The 25,730-nt window shown below is 70.5% G+C and carries 23 protein-coding genes and 2 tRNA genes; 11 read left to right on the top strand and 14 right to left on the bottom strand.

Features of this window, described 5'->3' with window-relative positions:
• Positions 1-4 precede the first annotated feature (4 nt).
• A complete protein-coding gene (tgmA, locus tag ACFZBB_RS14375) occupies positions 5-274 on the bottom strand; it encodes a putative ATP-grasp-modified RiPP (RefSeq protein ID WP_391121484.1) in 270 nt (89 codons plus the stop codon).
• Between the two features lie 155 nt (positions 275-429).
• Between tgmA and ACFZBB_RS14370 the strand changes: the two genes are divergently transcribed.
• From ACFZBB_RS14370 to ACFZBB_RS14360, 3 genes are all read left to right on the top strand, one after another.
• Entirely contained in the window at positions 430-1,497 is a 1,068-nt protein-coding gene (locus tag ACFZBB_RS14370; RefSeq protein ID WP_391121481.1) for a hypothetical protein, read from the top strand.
• A gap of 65 nt (positions 1,498-1,562) precedes the next feature.
• Positions 1,563-2,159 (top strand): ElyC/SanA/YdcF family protein, encoded by a 597-nt coding sequence (locus ACFZBB_RS14365; RefSeq protein ID WP_391122261.1) that lies wholly within the window; start codon positions 1,563-1,565, stop codon positions 2,157-2,159.
• Between the two features lie 28 nt (positions 2,160-2,187).
• Entirely contained in the window at positions 2,188-2,943 is a 756-nt protein-coding gene (locus ACFZBB_RS14360) for a WbqC family protein (protein ID WP_391121478.1), read from the top strand.
• A 15-nt stretch (positions 2,944-2,958) separates the two neighbouring features.
• Here the strand turns inward: ACFZBB_RS14360 and ACFZBB_RS14355 are convergent.
• A tRNA-Ala gene (locus ACFZBB_RS14355) sits at positions 2,959-3,031 on the bottom strand.
• Between the two features lie 106 nt (positions 3,032-3,137).
• Between ACFZBB_RS14355 and ACFZBB_RS14350 the strand changes: the two genes are divergently transcribed.
• Both ACFZBB_RS14350 and ACFZBB_RS14345 read left to right on the top strand, forming a co-directional pair.
• Positions 3,138-3,701: a DNA-binding protein gene (locus ACFZBB_RS14350; protein WP_355336678.1), complete on the top strand. Its 564-nt coding sequence runs from the start codon at positions 3,138-3,140 to the stop codon at positions 3,699-3,701.
• Positions 3,702-3,718: 17 nt separating this feature from the next.
• Entirely contained in the window at positions 3,719-5,074 is a 1,356-nt protein-coding gene (locus ACFZBB_RS14345; RefSeq protein WP_391121474.1) for a protein kinase, read from the top strand.
• 105 nt (positions 5,075-5,179) lie between these two features.
• On the opposite strand, the gene ACFZBB_RS14340 is transcribed toward ACFZBB_RS14345, so the two are convergent.
• The 12 genes from ACFZBB_RS14340 to dnaA form a co-directional block, all read right to left on the bottom strand.
• Positions 5,180-6,571 (bottom strand): hypothetical protein, encoded by a 1,392-nt coding sequence (locus tag ACFZBB_RS14340; protein WP_391121471.1) that lies wholly within the window; start codon positions 6,569-6,571, stop codon positions 5,180-5,182.
• A complete protein-coding gene (locus tag ACFZBB_RS14335) occupies positions 6,568-8,667 on the bottom strand; it encodes a VWA domain-containing protein (protein ID WP_391121468.1) in 2,100 nt (699 codons plus the stop codon). Before ACFZBB_RS14335 ends, ACFZBB_RS14340 begins: the two co-directional genes overlap by 4 nt.
• A 220-nt stretch (positions 8,668-8,887) precedes the next feature.
• Entirely contained in the window at positions 8,888-9,028 is a 141-nt protein-coding gene (locus ACFZBB_RS14330) for a DLW-39 family protein (protein WP_223187219.1), read from the bottom strand.
• 178 nt (positions 9,029-9,206) lie between these two features.
• Positions 9,207-9,280, bottom strand: a tRNA-Ile gene (locus tag ACFZBB_RS14325).
• Positions 9,281-9,363: 83 nt separating this feature from the next.
• A complete protein-coding gene (locus tag ACFZBB_RS14320) occupies positions 9,364-9,978 on the bottom strand; it encodes a DUF3566 domain-containing protein (protein ID WP_391042007.1) in 615 nt (204 codons plus the stop codon).
• A gap of 3 nt (positions 9,979-9,981) precedes the next feature.
• Positions 9,982-12,633: a DNA gyrase subunit A gene (gyrA, locus tag ACFZBB_RS14315; protein ID WP_391121465.1), complete on the bottom strand. Its 2,652-nt coding sequence runs from the start codon at positions 12,631-12,633 to the stop codon at positions 9,982-9,984.
• A gap of 41 nt (positions 12,634-12,674) precedes the next feature.
• Positions 12,675-14,675, bottom strand: a complete 2,001-nt coding sequence (gene gyrB / locus ACFZBB_RS14310) for a DNA topoisomerase (ATP-hydrolyzing) subunit B (RefSeq protein WP_355336774.1) — start codon at positions 14,673-14,675, stop codon at positions 12,675-12,677.
• A 325-nt stretch (positions 14,676-15,000) separates the two neighbouring features.
• Positions 15,001-15,615 carry a DciA family protein gene (locus ACFZBB_RS14305; RefSeq protein ID WP_391121463.1) on the bottom strand — a complete coding sequence of 205 codons (615 nt, stop codon included), beginning with the start codon at positions 15,613-15,615 and terminating at the stop codon, positions 15,001-15,003.
• Positions 15,612-16,742, bottom strand: coding sequence for a DNA replication/repair protein RecF (gene recF / locus ACFZBB_RS14300; RefSeq protein WP_355336672.1), 1,131 nt, complete (start codon positions 16,740-16,742; stop codon positions 15,612-15,614). The genes ACFZBB_RS14305 and recF overlap by 4 nt, the downstream gene beginning before the upstream one ends.
• A 52-nt stretch (positions 16,743-16,794) precedes the next feature.
• A complete protein-coding gene (gene gnd / locus ACFZBB_RS14295; RefSeq protein ID WP_391122258.1) occupies positions 16,795-17,742 on the bottom strand; it encodes a phosphogluconate dehydrogenase (NAD(+)-dependent, decarboxylating) in 948 nt (315 codons plus the stop codon).
• Between the two features lie 63 nt (positions 17,743-17,805).
• A complete protein-coding gene (dnaN, locus tag ACFZBB_RS14290) occupies positions 17,806-18,936 on the bottom strand; it encodes a DNA polymerase III subunit beta (protein ID WP_391121458.1) in 1,131 nt (376 codons plus the stop codon).
• An 811-nt stretch (positions 18,937-19,747) separates the two neighbouring features.
• The gene (dnaA, locus tag ACFZBB_RS14285; protein WP_391121455.1) at positions 19,748-21,700 is read right to left on the bottom strand and encodes a chromosomal replication initiator protein DnaA; all 1,953 of its coding nucleotides are present in this window, start codon (positions 21,698-21,700) and stop codon (positions 19,748-19,750) included.
• Positions 21,701-22,080: 380 nt separating this feature from the next.
• Here dnaA and rpmH point away from each other — a divergent pair, with 380 nt between their 5' ends.
• The 6 genes from rpmH to rsmG all read left to right on the top strand — a co-directional run bounded on the left by rpmH (position 22,081) and on the right by rsmG (position 25,489).
• Positions 22,081-22,218 (top strand): 50S ribosomal protein L34, encoded by a 138-nt coding sequence (gene rpmH / locus ACFZBB_RS14280; RefSeq protein WP_003975051.1) that lies wholly within the window; start codon positions 22,081-22,083, stop codon positions 22,216-22,218.
• Between the two features lie 19 nt (positions 22,219-22,237).
• Positions 22,238-22,636 (top strand): ribonuclease P protein component, encoded by a 399-nt coding sequence (gene rnpA / locus ACFZBB_RS14275; RefSeq protein WP_355336669.1) that lies wholly within the window; start codon positions 22,238-22,240, stop codon positions 22,634-22,636.
• Positions 22,633-22,950, top strand: coding sequence for a membrane protein insertion efficiency factor YidD (yidD, locus tag ACFZBB_RS14270; RefSeq protein ID WP_188282916.1), 318 nt, complete (start codon positions 22,633-22,635; stop codon positions 22,948-22,950). The genes rnpA and yidD overlap by 4 nt, the downstream gene beginning before the upstream one ends.
• Positions 22,950-24,131, top strand: coding sequence for a membrane protein insertase YidC (gene yidC / locus ACFZBB_RS14265; protein WP_391122255.1), 1,182 nt, complete (start codon positions 22,950-22,952; stop codon positions 24,129-24,131). Before yidD ends, yidC begins: the two co-directional genes overlap by 1 nt.
• A 13-nt stretch (positions 24,132-24,144) precedes the next feature.
• Positions 24,145-24,663: a R3H domain-containing nucleic acid-binding protein gene (locus ACFZBB_RS14260; protein WP_391121452.1), complete on the top strand. Its 519-nt coding sequence runs from the start codon at positions 24,145-24,147 to the stop codon at positions 24,661-24,663.
• Positions 24,664-24,751: 88 nt separating this feature from the next.
• Positions 24,752-25,489, top strand: coding sequence for a 16S rRNA (guanine(527)-N(7))-methyltransferase RsmG (gene rsmG, locus ACFZBB_RS14255; RefSeq protein WP_391121447.1), 738 nt, complete (start codon positions 24,752-24,754; stop codon positions 25,487-25,489).
• Positions 25,490-25,730: the final 241 nt, after the last annotated feature.

Genomic DNA, 25,730 nt, shown 5'->3' with positions numbered 1-25,730 from the left:
GTCGTCAGTCCTGCTCGGAATCCTGGTCGTGACCCTGATCGTTCTTGGAGTCCGAGTTCGTGGTGGTCGACGTTTCGGTGCCCTTGCTGGTGCCGTGCGCGCCCATCTCGACCACCAGACCGGCGCGATCGCGGAACACACCGAGTTGCGTGCCGGGGTCGACGACGACCGTGGCATACGGGCGCTGTGCGGTGGTCGGGTACGGGGCGAGACGGCCGACGCCCCACGGTGCGGTGGGCTGGGGCACGAGTCGCTGCTCGGTTCGGGTGACCACGCTGATGACCTCCACGGCGGGACGAACGGATCGGGTCCTTCGAGCCTGACGCGGCCCCATCCCCCCGGGAATGAACCGCCGTTGCACCTTTGTGGCACTTCCGTGGCCGCTCGCACACCGTCCGTGATTCCATGGCGGCGGGAGGTAGGCGCGCTGTGGTGAACGTGAGTCGATGGACGGGCCACGAGGCGGGCTTGCTGCGGCAGGCGCTGCGCATGAGTGTGCGTGCTTATGCGGCGCATCTCGGCGTCGGCATCCGCACCGTCTCGAAGTGGGAGAAGTTGGGCACGGACACCTGCCCCTGGCCCGACACGCAAGCCATTCTCGACACAGCCCTCGCTCGTTCCGATGCCGCGGTACAAGCCCGATTCGATCAGCTCATGGGTTCGTTCCCCGGTCGGCGACCGACCAGGACGCCCTCACTCACGGTCGCCGATTACGAGACCTGGACGGAGGATCTGGAGCGCAGCGCGGTGTGCCTCGACCGCCAGGACTTCTCCTTCGCCGCCAGTCTCCTGGAACGTTGGCTCGGCCGGGTCCGGACGCGGGACCTGGCCGATCGCGGCTTGTACCTCTACGGTCGCTCCCTGGTCCTCTCCGGCGACCTGCGCCGACTCCAGGGCACCCTTCAGGACTTGATGACCGCCAAACGCCTCTACTGCGGCGCCCACGATGTGTTCACCGAACTCGGCATCCCCCGCCGGGCCGCGCAGATCGAACTCTCCCTCGCGGTGGTCACCGAGATGGCCGGACGGCTGGCCCCCGCCGCCACGCTTTATCAACAGCTCACCGACGACGAAAGGCTCGGCTCGGCCGACCGCGCACGCGCCCTGCTGTGGATCGGCACCGCCCTGTCCAAGCACGGCCGCAACGAGTTCGCCATCCAGGTCATGGGACAGGCAGCCGAGCGGTTCGAGGACCTGGACGAACCGGAGGACTGGGCGACCGCCCAGCAGAAGCTCGCGCTGGCGCACCGTGGCGTCGGCGATCTCACCCGGGCGCTGGCGTACATCGACACGGCACGCGGCAACGGCCGTTTCGAGACCCCGCTCCAGCGCGTCCAGATCGACACCGCGCACGGTCACATCCTGCTCACCGACCCGGCCACCCGCAGTGCCGGCGACTCCGTGCTCGACCGGGCCTCCGACACCGCCACCCGGTACGGCCTGAAACACCAACTGCGGAGCATCAAGACCGTGCGTGAGAGCGAGGAGTTCGCGTGACCAGCCAGGCACCGATCAGCGACGCGGACCGGGCCGACGCCCGCACCATCTGGGACTTCCACCAGATGGGCCACGAACTGAAGCCCTGCTCCGCCGCGATCACCCTCGGCAGCCTCGACCTCGGTGTGGCCACCACCGCCGCTGACCTCTACCGCGCCGGCATGTTCCCGACCGTGGTCTTCACAGGCGACACCAGCGCAGCCACCCAGGCACGGTTCCCGCGCGGCGAAGCCACCCACTACCGCGAACACGCGCTCTCCCTGGGAGTGCCGGACGAGGCGATCCTGCTGGAGCCCAAGGCCACCAACACCGGCCAGAACATCGGCTTCTCCCGCGAAGTACTGGAGAACGCGGGCATCACGGTGACCGGCCTTCTCCTGATCTCCATGCCGTACATGCAGCGCCGGGCCTACGCGACATGCCGCAAGGTGTGGCCCGAGGTCGAGCCGGTCTGCGTCTCCCAGCCTTTGCCGTACGACGAGTACGTCAGGACGCATGACGACGAGAAGCAGCTCATCGACATGCTCATGGGCGACATGGAACGGGTGATGGAGTACCCCAAGCGCGGATTCGCCATCGAGCAGCACGTCCCTGAAAGGGTCCGCGATGCCTTCGAACGCCTCCGCACCGGCGGCTACGACACCTGGCTCCTGCCCGGCTGACCGAACCGCCCTCTTGCACGCACCGGCCGTGCGCTCGTGCGCGATCCATCAGCCCAACCTCCTGCCCCGCCTCTCCACGCTGGCGAAGCTCTACGCGGCCGACGTCTGGGTGGTCCTCGACGACGTCCAGTTCGTCCGTCGCGACTACCAGCACCGAGCCCGGCTCGCGGGGCTCCACCACCCGGAGCAGCGCCAGTGGCTTTCCGTGGAAACCCGTCTCCCTTACGGGCGCGCAACATTGATCCGCGAGGCCCGACTCGTAGACCCGTCACGCGCCGCCCGGCGCCTCAGCCAGCTGCCCGCACAGCACTACCGCCTCAGCGCCTACTGGCCGTCGCTGCAAGCCGCCCTCCAACCCGCAGTCCAGGCGGTCACTGAAACCGGTGGCACAGCGTCCGTCGCTGAATCCACCACCCGCGCCCTGCTGAACGTCCTGGACTGGCGCGGCTCCATCGTGCACAGCAGCGACCTCGCCGCGTCCCCGGACCGCTCGGCCCGTCTGGCCGACCTCACGAGGGCGGTCGGCGCCGACACCTACCTCTGCGGCACGGGCGGCATGCGATACCTCGACCGAAGCCCCTTCGCGGAGCGGGGTCTCAGCGTCCACGCATTCCGTCCACCATCCTCCGAGGGCCTGTGGACGGGGGCGGCGACAGTGTCGGCGCTGTGGGCACTCGCCGCGTACGGCCCCCGCAACGTCAAGGCCGCGTTCGACGAGTTCCTCACAGCTCGCGTCCCGGACGCCGACGGCCCCCTCGCCCGGACCGGGCGAGAGGGCCGCTGAACTGCACGAACGCTGTGGAGCCTAGGAGATTCGAACTCCTGACATCTGCCTTGCAAAGGCAGCGCTCTACCAACTGAGCTAAGGCCCCGCTACGGGAGACAGCGTACCGGTTCCGGGGGCGGGGGCCGAACGGGTATGGGGGTGGGTCCGTAGGATGGGTTTGCTGGATTCGCGGGAGCAAATTGGGAGCGCGTATGGATGCGTCGGCGCAGGACTCGGCACGTCGCGCGCAGGAGGCGAGGGAGTTGCAGCGGGGGTGGTACGGGGAGCCGCTGGGGGATCTGTTCAGGCGGCTGCTGGCGGACCTGGGGCTGAACCAGGCGCGGCTGGCGGCGGTGCTGGGGCTGTCGGCGCCGATGCTGTCGCAGCTCATGAGCGGGCAGCGGGCGAAGATCGGGAATCCGGCGGTGGTGCAGCGGTTGCAGGCGTTGCAGGAGCTGGCGTGGCAGGTGGCGGAGGGCCGGACGGGGGCGATCGAGGCCGCGGCGCGGATGGACGAGATCCGGGAGCTGGCCGGGTCGTCGGTGCTGGGCGGGACGACGACGCACTCGGCGGCCGGGGAGCTCCCGGCAGCGCCCGCGCGGCAGGTGGTGCGGGGCATCCAGGACGTGCTGCGGTCGGTCGCGTCCGCGCAGGAGATCGAGCGGGCGGCGCACTCCCTCGCGCCCGCCCACCCGCAACTGGCAGAGTTCCTTCGTGTGTACGGCGCCGGGCGGACGGGTGAGGCGGTCGCGCACTACGAGGCGCATCAGGACTGAGGGGAGGGGCGCGCACCATGGGTGAGGTCTTCGCGGGCCGGTACGAACTGGTGGACCCGATCGGCCGCGGCGGCGTGGGCGCGGTCTGGCGCTCGTGGGACCGCCGCAGGCGCCGCTACGTGGCCGCCAAGGTCCTCCAGCAGAGCGACGCGCACGCGCTGCTGCGTTTCGTCCGCGAACAGGCGATGCGGATCGACCACCCCCATGTGCTGGCCCCGGCGAGCTGGGCGGCCGACGACGACAAGGTGCTGTTCACCATGGACCTGGTGCACGGCGGCTCGCTGTCGCACCTGATCGGCGACTACGGGCCGCTGCCGCCGCACTATGTGTGCGTGCTGCTCGACCAGTTGCTGTCCGGGCTGACCGCCGTGCACGCCGAGGGCGTCGTCCACCGCGACATCAAGCCCGCGAACATCCTGCTGGAGGCGACCGGCACCGGCACCCCGCATCTGCGCCTGTCGGACTTCGGCATCGCCATGCGCAAGGGCGAGCCGCGGCTGACCGAGACGGACTACGTGGTCGGCACGCCCGGCTACTTCGCGCCGGAGCAGATGCTCGGCGCCGAGCCCGACGTCCCCGCCGACCTCTACGCGGTGGGCCTGGTCGCGCTCTACCTGCTGGGCGGGCAGAAGCCGGACGCGCAGGCGATCTCGGAGCGCTTCCTGACGATGGGCATGCCGCCCGCGCCCGTGGGGGTGCCGGAGCCGCTGTGGCAGGTCATCGGCGCGCTGCTGCAACCCGACCCGCGGGCCAGATTCCGTACGGCCAACGGCGCGCGCAAGGCGCTGGCCGCCGCCGTGGAGCTGATCGGGGAACCGGCCGCGGGCGACGAACCGGTGGAGGTCTTCGACCAGATCGGCCCGCTGCCCGAGGGGTTCGGCCCGGACGGCCCGCTGCCCGCCAAGTCCTCGCAGTCCGCGGAACGCGCGAGGCACGCGGGGCCCGCGGAACCGGCACCCGCCGCGCCCGCCGCCACGGCCGCCCCGGAACCGGCCCGCGCCCTCACCACCGGCTTCCCCCTCGCCGCCCCGCAGACGGCCGCCCCGCAGACGACGGCCCCGCAGACGACGGCCCCCGCCCCCGTACAGCCGGTCACCCACACCAGGACCCGCGCGGAGCCGTACACCCCCGCCCAGCCGCTCCCCCCGGCCGCGCCCGCCGCCCGTACCGCCCCGACGCGCCCGCTGCCCGACCCGGCGGCCACCGGCCCGGCCGCCGCGGACCCCGCGGCCGGTCACAGCGCCGGTACGGTCTCGGCCCACCTCCCGGTCCGCGCGCCCACGCCGGGCCCTTCGGCCAAGGTGGTCGTGCCGGTCCTCGTCGTCGCCGTTCTGTGCTTCGTCGTCGGCATCCTGGCGCTGCTGGCCTCCTAGAGCCGCCGGCCTCCGCGCGGAAACGGGTAACAGCCGCCCTCCAGGAGAGCGACTGTTACCCGCACCCGTACAAGAACCCGTAGGAGAGCCCCTACAAGACGCTCGCTACCAGGCAGGCGGCGGCCCGTACCCCGGCTGCGGCGGCACCGCGTCCGCCGTCCGCGCCGCCCGGCGCCGCGCGGCGACGAACCACACCACGAGCGTGAGCAGCAGCACCGTCCCGGCGCCCATGGCGCCGAAGGCGAGGAAGCGCAACCCCGAACTGCCGGACGCCCCGGACGACCCGGTGCCCGAGCCGTTCGCCGCCGAGACGTCGTGCGCGCTGACGCCGATGTCGGCCGCGCCCGGATCACCGTCGTACGCGGGCGCGGGCAACGCCTCGCCCTTGACGTCCACCCGCAGGGTGACCGGCACCGCGCCCGTCACCGCCTTGGCGACATCGGGGTGCACGGTGACCGCGAAGTAGTACCAGCCCGCGTACCGCACCCGCACCACATCGGTGGCGCTGCCCGCCCTGTTGGCGTACGAGACCGGCGCCAGCCGCTCGTTCAGCGAGGTCGGCGCGCCGGAGTAGGAGTGGTCGACGGAGTCGATCAGCTCGCGGACCGGGCTGTACGCCGTCAACCGCACGCCCTGGCCGATGTACGTGGCGCTGTCGCCGTTGGCCGGCGCGCTGGAGAAGTCCGAGAAGACGGTGGCCTGCTGGCCCCAGTCGACCGGGACCTTGTAGAAGCGGGTCTCGCCCGGCAGCACCTTGTCCTTCCAGATGCCGGTCTTGACGGCCGCCGCCGTCTCGAAGCTGGGGCCGCCGCGGGCCTGCCGCGGCGTGCCCGCGGTCAGCGGGGTCGGCGACGCGGAGCCGAAGTTCGGCGCGGGCTGCGCCGTCGTCCCGGCCTTCAGCGCGGGTTCGAGGACGAAGCGCAGCTCCAGCGGCCACGCGCCGGGGTCGGACGTCCCCGCGCTCGTCCGGTGCACCGACAGCGTGTACTGGTTGGCCTCCTGGCACGACGAGCCGACGCCCGCCAGCCGCGCGACCGCCGAGCCGATCGGCCGGGTCGCGTCGTCGTCGCGGAAGTTGGCGTCCCGGCTGTCGCACGTGGTGCCGTCCGCGCTCTGGAGTTCAAGCTCCAGCCCGTCGTTGTACGCCACCCGCGAGCCGGTCGGCGGCAGCGCGAAGGCCGAGGCGTACGCCGAGGACGTGGCGTCGAGCGTGATCCCGTACATCCGGGTCTCGTTCGGCTTGATCATGTCCCGGTACGTGGTCGCGGCCTTCAACGGCGGCGCGTCCGCCGTGGTCGCCGCCCCCGAGACGGCGGTGCCCTCCGGCTTCCAGGTGGCCGGGGCCTCGGTCGGGACCCCCGTGGAACCGGCCGAGGACGACCCCGACGCGGAGGACGGGGGCGCGGACGGTGACGCCGTGTCGGCCGCCGCCTGCCCCTGGAGCGCGGCGAGCGCGAGCACGCCCGCCGCCGCGGTGAACGTCAGTTGGCGCTTCATGCCCCACCCCTGTAGTCGTCGCCGGACTGAGTGCCCGGTTGAGTGCCGGACTGAGTGCCCGGTTGAGTGCCGGACTGCGTGCCGGTCTGAGCGCCGGTCTGAGCGCCGGTCTGAGGGCCGACCAGCGTGTCGGCCTGCGCACGGAACCGCTGACGGGCCCCGGCACGGCGGATCAGCGCCGCCACCCCGACCCCGGCCAGCGCCACGGCGCCGCCCGTCCCCGCAGCGAGCAGGTCCTTGCCCGTGACCGAGCCGATGCCGGACCCCGCGGCGGAGCCCGTACCGTCACCGTCCCCCGCGGCCCGGCCCTTCGTACCGCCGTCGGCGCCGCTCGCGCCGTTCTGGTCGCCACCCTGCTGGGCCAGCTTCGGCGCCTGGTACTCCGGGCCCGCCAGCTCGTCACCGGTGACCGCGACCCGCAGGATGACGCCGACAGCGGCGTTCTTGGCCAACTGCGCCGCGTTCGGGCCGAGTCCGACCGCGATCCAGTAGTCGCCCGCGCTGTGCACGGTGTCGGCCGGGTCGCCGACCGTCCAGCGGTTGGTCCAGGTCACCGGGACCGTACCGAGGCCGACCGACAGCGGCTTGCCGAAGTACGAGCGCTCGCCGCGGGCGTCGGAGGCGCTCTCGATCGGGAGCCTGCCGGGCGCGAAGGCCGAGGTGGTGACGAAGGTGGACGCGTGGGACGAGGAGTCGTCCAGGACCGGCTCGTTGGCGAATTCCGCCGCGTAGGTGAGCTGCTGGCCCCAGCCGAGGTGGACCTTGTAGTAGCGGGTCTGGCCGGGCAGCAGGTGGTCCCGCCAGACGCCGGTGCCGACCCGTGCGGCGTCGTTGAAGCCGGTGCCGCCGACGAGGTCCTTGGGCGTGCCGGTGACGGGCGCGGGCGCGGTCCCGTAGTCGGTCCGCGCGGCGGCCGGTGTGGTGCCCGCGGGCAGCGGCGCCTCGGCGTCCAGCCGCAGTTCGACCGGCCAGCGGCTCCGGTCGGAGGCGGGCGCGCTCGTCCGGTGCACCGACAGCAGGTAGCGGCCCGCCTTGTCGCAGTCGTCCTTGTGGTCGGCGGACGGCACCCGGCTGACCGCGCCGGTCAGCGTCATCGCGCCCTCGTTCTGCCCGAAGTGCGCGGACTGCGTGTCGCAGGAGTAGGCGTACTTGCCCGTCCCGGTGAGCTTCAGCTCCAGGCCGTCGCCGTAGGTGACCGGCACGCCCGGCTGCGGGGCCGCGGTGACCGACGCGTCGGCGGTCGAGACGCCGTCCAGCGTGGCCGCGTACCAGCGCGTTTCGCCGGGGCCGATGGTGTCGAGGTACTGGCCGGTGCTGATCGAGGCGGCGTGCTCCGCCGAGTCGCCGCCGGCGATCCGGGTGCCCTCGAAGCGGTACGCGTCCGCGCTCAGTTGGGAGGCGCGCACGAGCTGGCGGGCGAGCGAGGCGGCGTCCGGCGCGTCGTAGTACGAGCCGTGCCCGGCGCGGGCGACGCACTCCAGCTCGTCGCGGGCCGCGCCCTTGACCTGGAAGCCGACCGTGTTGATCCGCAGGTCGATGCCGTCCCTGCCGTCGCCGGCGAGCCGCGCGGCCACGTCGCACGGCTTGGGAGCCCCGCAGTTGGACTCACCGTCCGAGATCAGCAGGATCGTGCGGCGCCCGTCGGCGGGCAGGTCGTCGGCCGCCTTGGTGAGCGCGAGCGCCGTCGGGGTGTCCCCCTTGGGCTGTACGGCGTCCACCGCGCGCTTGACGGCGTCCCGGTCGAGCGGGGTGACCGGCTTGGCGAGCGAGGTGTCGTCGCAGCCGTGCGGCTTGCCCGCGCCGTAGACCCGCAGTCCGGTCGGGTAGCCGTCCGGCAGCGAGTCCACGACGGAGCCGACGGCCTTGCGGGCCGAGGCGATCCGGGTGCTGCCCGAGCCGTCGGGGCCCGCCATCGAGCCGGAGGAGTCCAGCACCATGATCAGGCTGCCGTCCTGGCCGGCGGCCGGGGCGGCGGGTGCGGCCGGGGCCGCGGCGGCGGTTCCCGCGCCGGTCAGCACGGCCGCGCAGGCCAGGAGCAGCGCCCCGAGCAGCGCGGCGGTGGCGGGTCCCCGCCCCGGTGGTGGTCGTCGTTCCATGCCGTCACATCCCCCTCGCTCCACTTCATTTGCAAGAGCAAACCTAAGGATTTGCTCAGGCAAACTCAAGCGGTTCCTGTCACGGTCCCGCAACAGCCGGGCCGCCGGGCCCGCCGCCGCTGCCCCGCGCCCCCACGGCCCCCACCGCCCCCGGAAACAGCGAAGCCCCGGCGGCACTCACCCATGAGTGCGGCCGGGGCCCGAAGACAGTACGTACGGTTCACACGGTCGTGCTGGATCCCGCCGGAACCGTGTCGGTGGCTTCGGTCCACAGGTCCTGCTCGGCGCGGTCCGCCTGAATCTGTCGGTATACGAACAGTCCGGCGACGGCGGCCAGGGCGACCAGGAGAAACTTCTTCATCGCGTGACCTCCTCCTTGATTCCGTGGGGAGAGCTTCTGACGCGCCCGACTATACACAGCGGCCGATACCGAACGGTGACCTGTGGGGCCATTCGTTCTACCCTCAACAGCGCGGCCTCACACCCCTCGTACACACCGAAGGCCCCCAACCGACTTGCGGTTGGGGGCCTTCACGCGGTGGGGCTACCAGGACTTGAACCTGGGGCCTCTTCCTTATCAGGGAAGCGCTCTAACCGTCTGAGCTATAGCCCCGCGCTGCACCGAAAGATTAGCGCACCCTGGGCCATGTCCCAAAATCGGTATCCGCCGCCCCGACCTGCCGCCCTGACGGACGGCTACTCGTCCTCCGCCAGCGTCAGCTCGACACCGCCGACGAAGCCCGCCGAGAGGTTGTAGACGAAGGCGCCGAGCGTGGCCAGCGCGGTGGCCAGGATGACGTCGATCACGGCGATCACACACGTGATGACCATCACCCGGGAGAGCGACAGGAACGACACCAGGTCGAAGCCGCCGCTGCCGCCCTGCTCGGACGTGGTGGCCTCGCTGATGGTGTCGCCGACGGTGCTGAAGACGCCGATCGCGTCCAGCACCATCCACAGCACCGCCACGGCGATGATCGTGCAGATGCCCAGTGCGATGGAGAGCAGGAAGCTCACCTTCATCACCGACCAGGGATCGGCCTTGGCGATCCGCAGCCGCGCCTTGCGGGTGCGCGGCACCGACCGGGCCGCGGGACGCGGCCTGCGCACCCCCGCGGCGGCGGGCGAACCCGGCGTCGGCGGAGGTGTGGCGGGTGCCGGCGGCGCGTACGCCTGCGCCGGCTGGTGCGGCGGCGGCTGACGCGTGTCAGTCACGGTGTATCCCCCCTCTTGCGGGCCGTTGAGGTTGGCCGAGCCATGGGCACCCCCGGTCCTGCCCGCCCCACCTGCGGCGCCCGTGGCTCCACTCACGGCTTACTCCTCCGGTTCACCGGCCTCGGGCTCCAGGCCCGCGACCGCTCCGTCGTCCTCACCGGCTTCGGCCACGATGGCCGACTCCGGGTCGTCGTCCGCTTCGGCGTTCCGCGCGATGCCGACGACGGCGTCCCGCTTACCGAGGTTGATCAGTTGGACGCCCATGGTGTCACGGCCCGTCTCCCTGACCCCATTGACCCGCGTACGGATCACCCCACCGCTGAGCGTGATGGCCAGGATCTCATCGGTCTCCTCGACAACCAAAGCGCCGACCAGAGAACCGCGGTCCTCCACGATCTTCGCCGCCTTGATGCCGAGTCCGCCGCGCCCCTGGACCCGGTACTCGTCCACCGATGTGCGCTTCGCGTACCCGCCGTCCGTGGCGGTGAACACGAACGTACCGGGCCGGACGACATTCATCGAGAGGAGTTCGTCACCTGGACGGAAACTCATGCCCTTCACGCCCGAGGTGGCGCGGCCCATCGGGCGCAGCGCGTCGTCCGTGGCGGTGAAGCGGATGCACTGCGCCTTACGGCTGACGAGCAGCAGATCGTCCTCCGCGGAGACCAGCTCGGCGCCGATCAGCTCGTCGGAGGTGCCGAGCACCGCGCCCTCGCCGTCCGCGTCGCCGTCCACCGCGCCGGACTCGCGCAGATTGATCGCGATGACACCGCCCGCGCGCGGCGAGTCGTAGTCCTTCAGCGCGGTCTTCTTCACCAGCCCGGCCTTGGTGGCCAGCACCAGGTACGGCGCCGCGTTGTAGTCCTTGATCGCCAGGATCTGGGCGATCCGCTCGTCCGGCTGGAAGGCCAGCAGATTCGCCACGTGCTGGCCGCGCGCGTCCCGACCGGCGTCCGGCAGCTCGTACGCCTTGGCCCGGTAGACCCGGCCCTTGTTGGTGAAGAACAGCAGCCACTGGTGGGTGGTGGTCACGAAGAAGTGGTCGACGATGTCGTCCTGCTTCAGCTTCGCGCCGCGTACGCCCTTGCCGCCGCGCTTCTGCGACCGGTAGTCCTCGGTCTTGGTGCGCTTGACGTAGCCGCCACGGGTGATCGTGACGACGATGTCCTCCTCGGCGATCAGGTCCTCCATCGACATGTCGCCGTCGAAGGGCACCAGCTTGCTGCGCCGGTCGTCGCCGAACTTGTCGACGATGGCCTGGAGCTCCTCGCTGATGATCTGCCGCTGCTTCTCCGGCGAGGCGAGGATCGCGTTGTACTCGTTGATCTTCTGCTGCAACTCGTCGTGCTCGGCGATGATCTTCTGCCGCTCCAGGGCGGCCAGCCGGCGGAGCTGCATCTCCAGGATCGCGTTGGCCTGGATCTCGTCGATCTGGAGCAGGCCCATCAGGCCCTCGCGCGCGACCTCGACGGTGTCGCTGCGCCGGATCAGCGCGATGACCTCGTCGATCGCGTCCAGCGCCTTGAGCAGACCGCGCAGGATGTGGGCGCGCTCCTCGGCCTTGCGCAGCCGGAAGCGGGTCCGCCGCACGATGACCTCGACCTGGTGGTTCACCCAGTTGCGGATGAACGCGTCCAGCGACAGGGTGCGCGGCACGCCGTCGACCAGCGCCAGCATGTTGGCGCCGAAGTTGGACTGGAGGTCGGTGTGCTTGTACAGGTTGTTCAGCACGACCTTGGCGACCGCGTCCCGCTTGAGGACGATGACCAGCCGCTGGCCGGTGCGCGACGAGGTCTCGTCACGGACGTCGGCGATGCCGCCGATCTTGCCGTCCTTCACCAGGTCGGCGATCTTCTGCGCAAGATTGTCCGGGTTGGTCTGGTACGGCAGCTCGGTGACGACCAGGCACTGCCGGTTCTGGATCTCCTCGACCTCGACGATCGCGCGCATCGTGATCGAGCCGCGGCCCGTACGGTAGGCGTCCTCGATGCCCTTGCGGCCGACGACCAGGGCGCCGGTCGGGAAGTCCGGGCCCTTGATCCGCTCCATGAGGGCGTCGAGCAGTTCCTCGGGCGTGGCGTCCGGGTTGGCCAGGCACCACTGGGCGCCGTCGGCGACCTCGCGCAGATTGTGCGGCGGGATGTTCGTCGCCATGCCGACCGCGATGCCCGCGGAACCGTTGATCAGCAGGTTCGGGAAGCGCGCCGGGAGGACCGTCGGCTCCTGGTTGCGGCCGTCGTAGTTGTCCTGGAGGTCGACGGTCTCCTCGTCGATGTCCCTGACCATCTCCATGGACAGCGGCATCATCTTGCACTCGGTGTACCGCATCGCGGCGGCCGGGTCGTTGCCCGGGGAACCGAAGTTGCCGTTGGAGTCCACCAGCGGCATCCGCATCGACCACGGCTGCGCGAGACGGACCAGCGCGTCGTAGATCGAGGAGTCACCGTGCGGGTGGTAGGTGCCCATCACGTCGCCGACGACGCGCGCGCACTTGTAGAAGCCCTTCTCGGGCCGGTAGCCGCCGTCGTACATCGCGTACAGCACGCGGCGGTGCACCGGCTTGAGGCCGTCCCGCACGTCCGGCAGCGCGCGCGAGACGATGACGGACATCGCGTAGTCGAGATAGCTGCGCTGCATCTCGGTCTCGAGCCCGACGGGCTCGATGCGCAGGCCACCCGACTCGTTGCGCTCGTCCATCTCGGACGGGGGTACGTCGGGCACGGGGGGAACGTTGGAGGTGTCGTCGGCCATCGCTGTCGATTAGTCCTTTCACACGGCCAGTGGGGGCCGACTCAGATGTCCAGGAACCGGACGTCCTTGGCGTTGCGCTGGATGAAGGAGCGGCGCGCTTCCACGTCCTCGCCCATCAGCACCGAGAACAGGTCGTCGGCCTGGGCCGCGTCGTCGAGCGTGACCTTGCCGAGCACGCGGTGGTCGATGTCCATCGTGGTGACCCGCAGCTCCTCGGCGTTCATCTCGCCCAGACCCTTGAAGCGCTGGATCGAGTCCTCGCGGATGCGCTTGCCGGCCTGCTTGCCGATCTCCACCAGCGCGTCCCGCTCACGGTCGGAGTACGCGTACTCGAAGTCGTCCCGGCCCCACTTGATCTTGTACAGCGGCGGGCGGGAGAGGTAGACGTGCCCGGCCTCGACCAGCGGCCGCATGAAGCGGAACAGGAAGGTCAGCAGCAGGGTGTTGATGTGCTGGCCGTCGACGTCGGCGTCCGCCATCAGGATGATCTTGTGATAGCGGAGCTTGGAGATGTCGAAGTCCTCGTGCACACCGGTGCCGAAGGCCGAGATCAGGGCCTGGATCTCGGTGTTCTGGAGGATCTTGTCGATCCTCGCCTTCTCCACGTTGAGGATCTTGCCGCGGATCGGGAGGATCGCCTGGTACTGCGGGTTGCGGCCGGACTTCGCGGAGCCGCCGGCCGAGTCGCCCTCGACGATGAAGATCTCGCACTTCGTCGGGTCGTTGGACTGGCAGTCGCTCAGCTTGCCGGGCAGCGACGCGGACTCCAGCAGCCCCTTGCGGCGGGTCAGGTCCCGCGCCTTGCGGGCCGCGACCCGGGCGGTGGCCGCCTGGATCGACTTGCGGATGATGTCCGCGGCCTCGTTGGGGTTGCGGTCCAGCCAGTCGGTCAGGTGCTCGTGCACGACCTTCTGGACGAACGTCTTCGCCTCGGTGTTGCCCAGCTTCGTCTTCGTCTGGCCCTCGAACTGCGGCTCGCCGAGCTTCACCGAGATGATCGCGGTCAGACCCTCGCGGATGTCCTCGCCCGCCAGGTTGTCGTCCTTCTCCCGGAGGAACTTCTTCTCGCGCGCGTAGCGGTTGACCAGGCCGGTCATCGCCGCGCGGAAGCCCTCCTCGTGCGTGCCGCCCTCGTGCGTGTGGATCGTGTTCGCGAAGCTGTACACACCCTCGCTGTACTGGGTGTTCCACTGCATGGCGACCTCGACCGACAGCAGCCGCTCCTTGTCCTCCGCCTCGATGTCGATGACGGTGGGGTGGATCAGCTCGCCCTTGCGCGAGTTCAGGTACTTCACGTAGTCCACGAGGCCGCCCTCGTAGTGGTACGTGACGGTGAGCGGCTTGCCCTCCTCGTCCACGTGGTCGGCGCGCTCGTCGGTCAGCGAGATCCGCAGGCCCTTGTTGAGGAACGCCATCTCCTGGAAGCGCCGCGACAGCGTCTCGAAGGAGTAGTCGGTGGTCTCGAAGATGTCCGCGTCTGCCCAGAAGGTGACCGTGGTGCCGGTCTCGTCGACCGCCTCGTTCTTCAGCAGCGGCGCCGTCGGCACACCCAGCTTGTAGTCCTGCGTCCAGCGGTGGCCCTCGGTGCGCACCTCGACCGCGACCCGGGAGGACAGCGCGTTGACCACGGAGACGCCGACGCCGTGCAGACCGCCGGAGACCGCGTAACCGCCGCCGCCGAACTTGCCGCCCGCGTGCAGCACCGTCAGCACGACCTCGACGGCCGGCTTCCCCTCGGAGGGGACGATGCCCACCGGGATGCCGCGGCCGTTGTCCACGACGCGCACGCCGCCGTCTTCGAGGATCGTGACGTCGATGGTGTCCGCGTGACCGGCCATCGCCTCGTCGACCGAGTTGTCGACGACCTCCTGGACGAGGTGGTGCAGGCCCCGCTCACCGGTCGAACCGATGTACATACCGGGGCGCTTGCGCACCGCTTCGAGACCCTCGAGCACGGTGATCGCGCTGGCGTCGTAGGACTTGCTGGAATTCTCGTTGGGGTTGCCGGAATCGGCCACGAAGCGCCCTTTCTGGCACAGCACGAGCCGTCTCCCGCGGGGCGGGATCGGCTGCGTCTTCGACATGTTCCGCTGGTGTCCCCCTGTCTGCTGCCAGGGGAGGGCGGTCTGTCTATCAGTCTACCGGTAGCGCCGACATGAATGGGGCTTTGGCGGTACCTGAGTTCCCATGTGCCGTCCCGAACCGCCGCCGCCCGACTCCCTACACGCGGCCCTGGTGCCAAAACCGCTCACACGGGCGTCCAGGGCTTCCGGCTGTCAACCCCCGGCTACGCTGAGCAGGGTCGGCGCGAAGTCGCTACGGACGCCGTACGAACGCGCTCCCCGCCGTACGCGCACCGGCGCGTTCTCAGCCGTACGTGTCGCCGGGGCCGACGCTGCCGGGGGCGCGCAGCCGTCCGTACGAGCGGGCCGGGCCCGCGGGGCCGAGCACCTTGATCAGCTTCACCGTGCCGTGGCCGAGATCCGCGTTGAGCCGGGCCACCAGGGTCGGCGCCAGCAGCCGGAGCTGGGTCGCCCAGGCGGTCGAGTCGCACTGGACGGTCAGGACGGAGGCCTCCTCGTCGTACCGCGCGGGCGCGCAGTGCAGCGCCACCTCGGGACCGACGAGCTGCGGCCAGCGGCCCATCACCCCGCCCACCGCGGCCGGGGCCTCCCAGCCGCGCTCGGTGATCAGCCGGTTGATCGCGGCGCCCAGCGGCAGCGGGTCGCGGCCGTCGGCGCGCGCGCCGCTGCGCAGCCCGCCGCGCCTGGCCTGCTTCTTCTGCACGGCCGCCGCGCCACGGGCCCTGGCCTGCTCCTTCGCGGCGCGCAGCGCGACCCGCGCGAGGTCGACGCCGGTCTGCTCGGGGAGCGTGCCGGACGGTGTACCCGCGGGCGCGGCCGGAGCGGTGTCGGCCGCGCCGTCCGCCGGGAGTGCCGGGCCGCCCGCGCCCCTGGCCCGCTTCGCGCCGCGTTCGCTCATACCCGCTCCACCGTCCCCTGCTCCACCGCGAACCGGGCCCCCACCAGGACACCCGGCACATCGTCGTCCACCGCCGCCGTCACCAGCACCTGCTCGCCGGGCGCGACCAGCTCCGCCAGCCGCTCGCGCCGCTTGGTGTCCAGCTCGGCGAAGACGTCGTCCAGCACCAGCACCGGCTCGCCGCCGTCGGAGCACAGCAGTTCGTACGACGCCAGGCGCAGCGCGAGCGCGTACGACCAGGACTCGCCGTGGCTGGCGTAGCCCTTGGCGGGCATCGGGCCGAGCTTGAGCAGCAGGTCGTCGCGGTGCGGCCCGACGAGCGTCACCCCGCGCTCGATCTCCTGCCTGCGCGCCTCGCCCAGCGCCTCCAGCAGCCGCCCGTACAGGTCCTCGCGGCCCTCGGCCCCGGCCATCCTCTCGCCCATCGAGCCCCGGTACTCGAAACCGACCGGGCCGCCGCCGGGGGCGAGCTGTTCGTACGCCTTGTCGGCCAGCGGCTGGAGCGCGGCCACCAGGTCCAGGCGCTGCGCGAGCAGCTCCGCGCCGACCCGCGCCAGATGCTGGTCCCACACGTCGAGGGTGGACAGGTCGCCGCCCTTGCCGCCGTGCCTGCGGGCCATCGCGGCGGACTTCAGCAGGGTGTTGCGCTGCTTGAGCACCCGGTCGTAGTCGCTGCGGACCCCGGCCAGGCGCGGGGTGCGGGCGGTGATCAGCTCGTCGAGGAAGCGGCGGCGCTCGGTCGGGTCACCCTTGACCAGCGCCAGGTCCTCCGGCGCGAAGAGCACGCTGCGGACGATGCCCAGCAGGTCGCGCGGGCGGCCGGGCGCCGAGCGGTTGATCCGGGCGCGGTTGGCCCGCCCCGGATTGATCTCCAGCTCCACGAGCTGCTGCCGGTCGCCCTGCACGACCTGGGCCCGGACGACCGCGCGCTCGGCGCCCATCCGGACCAGCGGCGCGTCGGTGGAGACCCGGTGGCTGGACAGCGCCGCCAGATAGCCGACGGCCTCGACCAGATTGGTCTTGCCCTGCCCGTTGGGCCCCACGAAAGCGGTGACGCCCGGGTCGAGGGGGACCTCGGCCCGGGCGTAGGAACGGAAGTCGGCGAGCGAAAGGTGCGCTACGTGCATCGCGTGCTGTGGCGCGGGACCGCGCCGACCTCCCTGCTGTCTGGCTTTCGTACTACTCGGCGGCGGTGACCGCGTGCCCGCCGAATTCGTTGCGGAGCGCGGCGACCATCTTCATCTGCGGCGAGTCGTCCTGGCGGGACGAGAACCGGGCGAACAGCGACGCGGTGATGGCGGGCAGCGGCACGGCGTTGTCGATGGCGGCCTCGACCGTCCACCGGCCCTCGCCGGAGTCGTCCGCGTGGCCGCGCAGGGCGCCCAGGTGCTCGTCCTTGTCGAGCGCGTCCACGGCCAGGTCGAGCAGCCAGGAGCGGATGACCGTACCGGACTTCCAGGAGCGGAAGACCTCGCGGACGTCGGTGACCGAGTCCACCGCCTCCAGCAGCTCCCAGCCTTCGGCGTAGGCCTGCATCATCGCGTACTCGATGCCGTTGTGGACCATCTTGGCGAAGTGGCCCGCGCCGACCTTGCCCGCGTGCACGGCGCCGGAGTCGCCCTCGGGCTTGAGCGCGTCGAAGATGGGCTGCGCCTTGGCGACGTCCTCGTCCTTGCCGCCGTACATCAGCGCGTAGCCGTTGGCCAGGCCCCAGACACCGCCGGAGACGCCGCAGTCGACGAAGCCGATGCCCTTGGCCGCCAGCTCGTCGGCGTGCCGCTCGTCGTCCGTCCAGCGCGAGTTGCCGCCGTCCACGACGAGGTCGCCGGGGGAGAGCAGTTCGCCCAGCTCGTCGATGGTCGACTGGGTGGCGGCGCCCGCGGGGACCATGACCCACACCACGCGCGGTCCCTTGAGGGAGTCCACAAGCTCCTGGAGGCTGTGGACGTCGGCGAGATCCGGGTTCCGGTCGTACCCGATGACGGTGTGTCCGCCGCGGCGGATGCGCTCGCGCATGTTGCCGCCCATCTTGCCGAGACCGATGAGACCGAGCTCCATCGCAGATCCTTCGTTCGAAGCGTGTCTGACCTGAGCCGAGCCTACGACGGCCCGCTGTGACCGGCTCAGCCGGACGGTGTGTCCGGCGGGCGGGGGCGGCCCCGGCGGCCGTCAGCCGGCCGACAACAGCCGTCAGCCGGACAGCCGGACCGGCATGATCAGGTACTTGTACGCGTCGTCCGCCTCGGCGTCGAGCGCGGGACGGCCGCTGAGCAGCGCGGGCTTGGTCGAGGTCGTGAAGGAGAGCTGGGCGACGGCGGAGTCGATCGCGCTGAGGCCGTCGAGCAGGAAGGTCGGGTTGAAGGCGATCGAGATGTCGTCGCCCTCCAGCCTGGCGTCGACGCGCTCCACAGCCTGTGCGTCGTCGCTGGAACCGGCCTCCAGGGTGAGCACGCCCTGCTCGAAGCTGAGCCGCACCGGGGTGTTGCGCTCGGCGACCAGGGCCACGCGCTTGACGGCCTCGACGAACGGCGCGGTCTCGATCACCGCGACCGAGGCGAACTCGGTCGGGAAGAGCGTGCGGTACTTCGGCAGGTCGCCTTCGAGCAGCCGGGTCGTCGTACGGCGGCCGGCGCCCTCGAAGCCGATCAGGCCCTCACCGGCGCCGGATCCGGCGAGCGCGATGGAGACGGTGTCTCCGCTGGTGAGCGACTTGGCGGTGTCCAGCAGCGTCTTGGCGGGCACCAGGGCGACGGCGGAGATGTCGGCCTGCTCGGGCTTCCACAGGAACTCGCGGACCGCGAAGCGGTAGCGGTCGGTGGCGGCGAGCGTGACGGTGTCGCCCTCGATCTCGATCCGCACCCCGGTGAGCACCGGGAGCGTGTCGTCGCGGCCCGCGGCGATGGCGACCTGGGAGGCGGCGGCGGCGAAGATCTCGCCGGGCACCGTGCCCGAGGCTTCGGGCATCGCGGGCAGCGCCGGGTATTCCTCCACAGGCAGGGTGTGGAGTGTGAACCGCGAGCTGCCGCAGACCACGGTCACGCGGATTCCGTCGGTGGAGATCTCCACCGGGCGGTTGGGCAGGGCCCGCGAGATGTCGGCGAGCAGCCGCCCCGAGACCAGGACCGTGCCCTCCTCGTCGACCTCGGCCTCCACCGACACCCGTGCCGAGACCTCGTAGTCGAAGCCGGAGAGGCTGAGCTTGCCCTCCTCCGCCTTCAGCAGGAGCCCGGCGAGGACGGGCACCGGGGGACGGGCCGGGAGGCTACGGGCTGCCCAAGCCACTGCCTCGGCGAGTACGTCGCGCTCCACCCGGATCTTCACCGGAACCGCCTCCTGCTTGTTGCTGGCTGTCGGGGAACAGTCTGACGCACAGCACCGACAGTCGGTGCGGGTTGGCGTCAAGCCGCGACACGAGCCGCAGGGCGGGTCCGGGCCGAGTTGTGCACACCCCCCGCTTCGAAGCAGGTTCCCATCTATCTCTACGTAGTCGTAGTAATAGGGGTTGTGGATACCGTGGATAAGTGGTTCCGGTGCAGGTCAGACCCTGTTTTTTATCCACCGGGCCTGTGGGTGGGGCATGGGGACAACCAGGGGGTCCTGTGGACGGCCGGAAGTTGTGCACACCCGATTCACAGGTGACCCCGGGTTCTCCCCAGCGCTGTCCCCAGAAATACCCGGGTTCTCCCCAGGCCAACCCACCACCTTGGTGTGACGCCTTTCACTCTTCCGTGGGACCAGGCGCGTTTCGTTGCCGAACAGTGGACAGAGATGTGGAGAAACGATCCCATGCTGTGCACAACGAGCCCCAACCTGTGGGCGAGCGGTGGACAACGCGAAGTGACCCCCAAGAGGTGTCCTTTCTGTCCACAGTCTGTGGATTCGGGTTGCCCACATATCCACACCCGGCTGAGCTGGGCGTACTTCCGTTGCGGCGCCCGGCCTGTGGAGACTTTCTGGACAACTCCGGTGTCCCCAGGGTGTGGACGGTCCATTTGCCACAGTCCTGTGGAGAACTGCCCCTCGGCGTACGGGAATCGAACAGGGCGCGGCGCGGCGGACAACGCGAAGCGCCCCGGGACAGGTCTCCCGGGGCGCTCTGAGGGGCTGTGTGCGGCGCTTCTCAGCGCGCGGCTCAGCTCTTGATGCGGTTGGTCAGCTCCGTCACCTGGTTGTAGATGGAGCGCCGCTCGGCCATCAGGGAGCGGATCTTCCGGTCGGCGTGCATGACCGTGGTGTGGTCGCGGCCGCCGAAGAGCGCGCCGATCTTCGGCAGCGACAGGTCCGTCAGCTCGCGGCACAGGTACATGGCGATCTGCCGGGCGGTGACCAGGACGCGGCTGCGCGAGGAGCCCGACAGGTCGTCCACGGCCAGCCCGAAGTACGCGGCGGTCTCGGCCATGATGGCCGTCCCGCTGATCTCGGGCACCGAGTCCTCGCCGCCGGGGATCAGGTCCTTCAGCACGATCTCGGTGAGCTGGAGGTCGACCGGCTGCCGGTTGAGGCTGGCGAAGGCGGTGACCCGGATGAGCGCGCCCTCCAGCTCGCGGATGTTCCGCGAGATCCGGGACGCGATGAACTCCAGCACCTCGGGCGGGGCGTTGAGCTGCTCCTGCACAGCCTTCTTGCGCAGGATCGCGATCCGGGTCTCCAGCTCGGGCGGCTGGACGTCGGTGATCAGACCCCACTCGAAGCGGTTGCGGAGCCGGTCCTCCAGGGTGACGAGCTGCTTGGGCGGCCGGTCGGAGGAGAGCACGATCTGCTTGTTGGCGTTGTGCAGGGTGTTGAAGGTGTGGAAGAACTCCTCCTGCGTCGACTCCTTGCTCGCCAGGAACTGGATGTCGTCGACGAGCAGGATGTCCATGTCCCGGTACCGCTTGCGGAACGCGTCCGCCTTGCCGTCCCGGATCGAGTTGATGAACTCGTTGGTGAACTCCTCGGAGCTGACGTACCGCACCCGCGTCCCCGGGTACAGGCTCCGCGCGTAGTGCCCGATCGCGTGCAGCAGGTGCGTCTTGCCGAGCCCCGACTCCCCGTAGATGAAGAGCGGGTTGTACGCCTTGGCCGGGGCCTCGGCGACGGCGACCGCGGCCGCGTGCGCGAAACGGTTGGACGCGCCGATCACGAAGGTGTCGAAGAGGTACTTGGGATTCAGCCGGGCGGTCGGCTCGACGGCGCCGCCGGAGGAGGAACCCGAATGGCCCGAGTGGTTCTGGCGGCCCGAGGGGTCGGAGTGCCCGGAAGGCCCCGAGGGCCCGTCGAGCCGGCCGCCCGACAGGTTCGGCGACGCGTGCCGCCCGGTGGACTGCGGCTGCTGGTCCTGCCGGCCCTGACCCTGCTGCCGGTCCTGCTGCTGGTAGCCGCCGGACTGCGGCACGTAACCGCCCTGCGGGGACTGCGGGTACGCCTGGTGCGGTACGACCGGGTAGCCGTCGTGCGTGTCCTGTCGGTACCGGTGGCTCTGCTGTTCCGGGTACGGCTCGCGGTCCTGGAAGCCGCCGCTGTTCTGCGCGGGCAGGGACCAACTGTCGGTACGCGGCTGCCGCCAGCCGTCGTCGCTCTGCCGCGGCGGCCACTCGTCGGGGCCCGCGTGCCTGCCCTGGCTCTGCTGCTCGGGGTAGGCGCGGCGCATCCGCATGCCGTCGTCCCCGAGGTCGCCGCCGTGCCGGTCGTCCCGCGGGCCGTCCCGCATGCCGTCGCGGTGATCGTCGCGGAGCTCGTCCCTGTGGTCCGCGCGGTGCCCGTCGCGGCGGTCGTGCCGCTCGTGCTGCTGCTCGTACGGGTCCTGGTCGTGGTCGGCCGGGGCCGGCTCCTGGTCGCCGCCGGACGCGACGGCGATGGCGATCCCGACAGGGTGACCGAACTCACGGCTCAGCACCTCGGTGATCAGCGGCAGCAGCCGCCCCTCCAGGACGCTCTTGGCGAATTCGTTGGGCGCGGAGAGCACGGCGGTGCCCGCGACCAGGGCCAGCGGCTGGGTGCGCTTGAGCCACTCCGCGTCCTTGGGCTTCAGGTCCTCGCTGTCCACCAGCAGTTTCTGGAGTACGCGCGGCCACACTGCGGCAAGATCGGCGGTTACGTCAGCCACAGGGCACGCTCTCTCGTCGCTTAATGGTGCAAGTGCGGGCAACTCCCGCGAAAGTGTGGTCCTGAAGACAGGCGGGAAGAGTTGGGAGTTCAGCCACGGTAGTCAGGGGGTAGGCGCGGTTCAAGTCGTTGTCCACAGGGTGTGTACAAATGCCGGGCCCGCGACCGCCGGGTTTGACCGGATGGCCTAGCCGCGCGTACCGTATCGAGGTCGAGTTGTCGATGGCTGCTGCCGCCTGCCTACCGATGGGCGAGGGTCTTCCGGAAGTCCCCGGATGATCGTCAAGCGGTGCACCTGACCCGTTCCGCGAGTTTCTTCGTGGGCGCACGGTGACAGCCAGGCGACGCCCCGCCGGACACGATTTTCCCTGGAGCCCCCGAGTGAGCAAGCGCACCTTCCAGCCGAACAACCGCCGTCGTGCGAAGACCCACGGCTTCCGTCTGCGTATGCGCACCCGCGCCGGCCGCGCGATTCTCGCGACCCGCCGCAGCAAGGGCCGCGCCCGCCTGTCCGCCTGATCGTCACAGGTCTCATGCCGTGCTGCCCACCGAGAATCGGCTGAGGCGGCGCCAGGACTTCGGAGAAGCGGTTCGCCGAGGACGCCGAGCGGGTCGACCGCTGCTGGTGGTCCATCTGCGCAGCGACATCACGGACCCGCATGTGCCGGGGGGGAGCACTCCCCCGGTGCGTGCGGGTTTCGTCGTGAGCAAGGCGGTGGGTGGCTCGGTGCAGCGCAATCTGGTCAAGCGCCGACTCCGTCATCTGGTCCGCGAACGCTTGTCGCAGCTGCCCCCCGGTAGCCTGGTAGTCGTACGAGCGCTACCCGGAGCCGGTGGCGCTGACCATGCGGAGCTGGCCCACGACCTGGACGCCGCCCTCAAGCGGCTGCTGGGTCGCGACACCCGAGGCGAAGCCGAGGGGAGGGTGTCCCGATGAAGTACCCGCTGCTGGCACTGATCAAGCTGTACCAGTGGACGATCAGTCCGCTGCTCGGCCCGGTCTGCCGGTACTACCCCTCGTGCTCCCACTACGGGTTCACGGCCATCGACCGGCACGGCGCGATCAAGGGCACCGCCCTGACCGCGTGGCGCATCCTGCGCTGCAATCCCTGGTCGCCGGGCGGCGTGGACCATGTCCCGCCGCGCAAGCGGCCGCCATGGCACGATCGGCTGCGCCGCGCACTGCGGGGCGGCTCCGACGGGCCCGTCACGCCCGAGCCCACCGGACCCTCTCACGCCCAAGGAGCCTGATCGTGGGGATTCTGAACCCCCTCTACGACGCCGTCTCGTGGATCATCGTCCAGTTCCACTCGTTCTACAGCCTGATCTTCGACAAGGACAGCGGCTGGGCGTGGGGTCTGTCCATCGTCTCGCTGGTGGTCCTGATCCGGATCTGCCTGATCCCGCTGTTCGTCAAGCAGATCAAGTCGACCCGGAACATGCAGGCGCTCCAGCCCAAGATGAAGGCGATCCAGGAGCGCTACAAGAACGACAAGCAGCGCCAGTCCGAAGAGATGATGAAGCTGTACAAGGAGACGGGTACCAACCCGCTCTCCTCGTGCCTGCCGATCCTGGCGCAGTCCCCGTTCTTCTTCGCGCTCTACCACGTGCTGAGCAACATCGCCAAGGGCCACGAGGTCGGCGTGATCCACGCCAACCTGGTCGACAGCGCCAAGAACGCGCACATCTTCGGAGCCCCGCTGGCGGCGAAGTTCCTGGACAGCGCGACCAAGGTCGAGTCGCTGGGCGCCACGCAGACCAATGTGCGCATCGTCACGGTGATCATGATCCTCATGATGTCGGCGTCGCAGTTCTACACGCAGCGCCAGCTCATGACGAAGAACGTCGACATGACGGTGAAGACCCCGTTCATGCAGCAGCAGAAGATGCTGATGTACGTCTTCCCGGTCATCTTCGCCGTCATGGGTATCAACTTCCCCGTCGGTGTCCTCGTCTACTGGCTGACCACCAACGTGTGGACCATGGGCCAGCAGATGTTCGTGATCCGGCGTAACCCCACCCCCGGCAGCCTCGCGTTCCAGCAGCGCCAGGAGCGGCTGCGCGCCAAGGGCAAGCTCGTCGAGCCCCCGGAGGAAGTGGCCGCCAAGGAAGCCGTGGAGGTCGCGCGCGCCAACCGCACCCAGCCCAAGCGGCAGCCGAAGTCCAAGCGCCAGACGACCCCCACGGGCACTGGCGCCGGCGGCGGCGCGGCGGGCGGCACCGGTGGCGGCGGCGCTCCCAGGGCGGGCGGTGGAGCCCCGCGGGCGGGCGCTCCCAAGGCCGGTGCCCCGAAGGCGAGCGGCGGCTCGGCAGGCACAGGCAGGACAGGCGGCGGTACGAAGCAGGGCGGCGCTCCGGGCAAGCAGGGCGGTTCGCCCGGCAAGCAGTCCGGTGGCAAGTCGAAGCCGACCAACCTGTCGAAGAAGAAGTAAGAGGAGCCCAGGCGTGAGCGACGTCAACACCACCACCGCACCCGACAACGGCTCGGCCGCGACCCTGAACCGGCTGGAGCAGGAGGGTGATATCGCCGCCGACTACCTGGAAGGTCTGCTGGACATCGCGGACCTCGACGGTGACATCGACATGGATGTCGAGGGCGAGCGCGCGTCGGTGTCGATCATCGGTGACACCGGCACCCGTGATCTGAACAAGCTGGTCGGCCGGGACGGCGAGGTGCTGGAAGCCCTCCAGGAGCTGACCCGGCTCGCGGTGCACCGGGAGACCGGTGAGCGCAGCAGGCTGATGCTGGACATCGCCGGGTTCCGGGCGCGCAAGCGGGCCGAGCTGGCGCAGCTCGGCGCGAAGGCGGCGGCGGAGGCCAAGGCCAGCGGTGAGCCGGTGAAGCTGGACCCGATGACGCCGTTCGAGCGCAAGGTCGTGCACGACGCCGTGGCCGCCGCGGGCCTGCGCAGCGAGTCCGAGGGCGAGGAGCCCCAGCGCCGGGTGGTCGTCATCCCGGTCTGACCGGACGCTGTGTGGTACTGCTCTGTCGGCCCCGTCTGTTCGCAGGCGGGGCCGAACCTTGTGAGTGACCTAGGAAAGGACAGCCCTCGTGACGGAGGCAGCAGCGGAGCTTCCCGCGCCGCCCGAGCAGGCCAGGACGGTCTTCGGCGACCGGTTCGCCGACGCCCTGCGCTATGCCGAGCTGCTCGCGGACGCCGGGGTGCGCCGCGGCCTGATCGGCCCGCGCGAGGTGCCCCGCCTGTGGGAGCGGCACCTGTTGAACTGCGCGGTGCTCTCCGAGGTCATCGATGAGGACGTGTCGGTGTGCGACGTCGGCTCGGGCGCCGGCCTGCCGGGTATCCCGCTGGCGCTGACCCGGCCCGATCTGCGGATCACGCTGCTGGAGCCGCTGCTGCGCAGGACCACCTTCCTCGAAGAGGTCGTCAAGGTGCTGGGGCTGACCAATGTCACGGTGGTGCGCGGTCGGGCCGAGGAGATGATGGGCAAGCTGCCCCCGGTGGACGTGGTGACCGCGCGCGCCGTGGCGCCGCTGGAACGGCTCGCGGGCTGGGGCCTGCCGCTGCTGCGCCCGCACGGTGAGATGGCGGTCCTCAAGGGCGACACCGCGCTGGACGAGCTGAAGGCGGCCAGGGCCGCGCTCGACCGGCTGGGCGCGGTCGACACTTCCGTGGTCCAGGTCGGCGAGGGCATCGTGGACCCGCTCTCCACCGTCGTACGCGTCCTGGTCGGCGAGAGCCCCGGCGGTGTACGCGCCGCGACCCGGCGGGCGAAGGCCGCGCGGGCGAGTCGTAACCCGCGGGGCGGCGCTCCCCGCCGTCGCCGCTGAGCCGTCGTTCCTCGAACGGTCCCGCGCTGAACCCTCCCTCTACGCCATACAAACGGCCAAACAGACATAATCCGGAGTGTCTGCGGAGTTAGTGGTCCGGCGCTGTGCATCGTGTTCCACGTGAAACGTCGCTCGCTGCTACCAGGAGTCCTCAGCCGCGGCCGAGCCGCGGCCGAGGCACACGCCAACAAGCCCTCCAAGACGCCCCAGTCGGTGGATAGATCTACGGCTTCATCCACAG

This window comes from Streptomyces sp. NPDC008139 (genome assembly GCF_042957025.1).
In the GTDB taxonomy this organism is placed as follows: Bacteria; Actinomycetota; Actinomycetes; order Streptomycetales; family Streptomycetaceae; genus Actinacidiphila.
The sequence above is the reverse complement of the archived record's forward strand: the minus strand, read 5'-3'. Positions and strand labels throughout refer to the sequence as shown.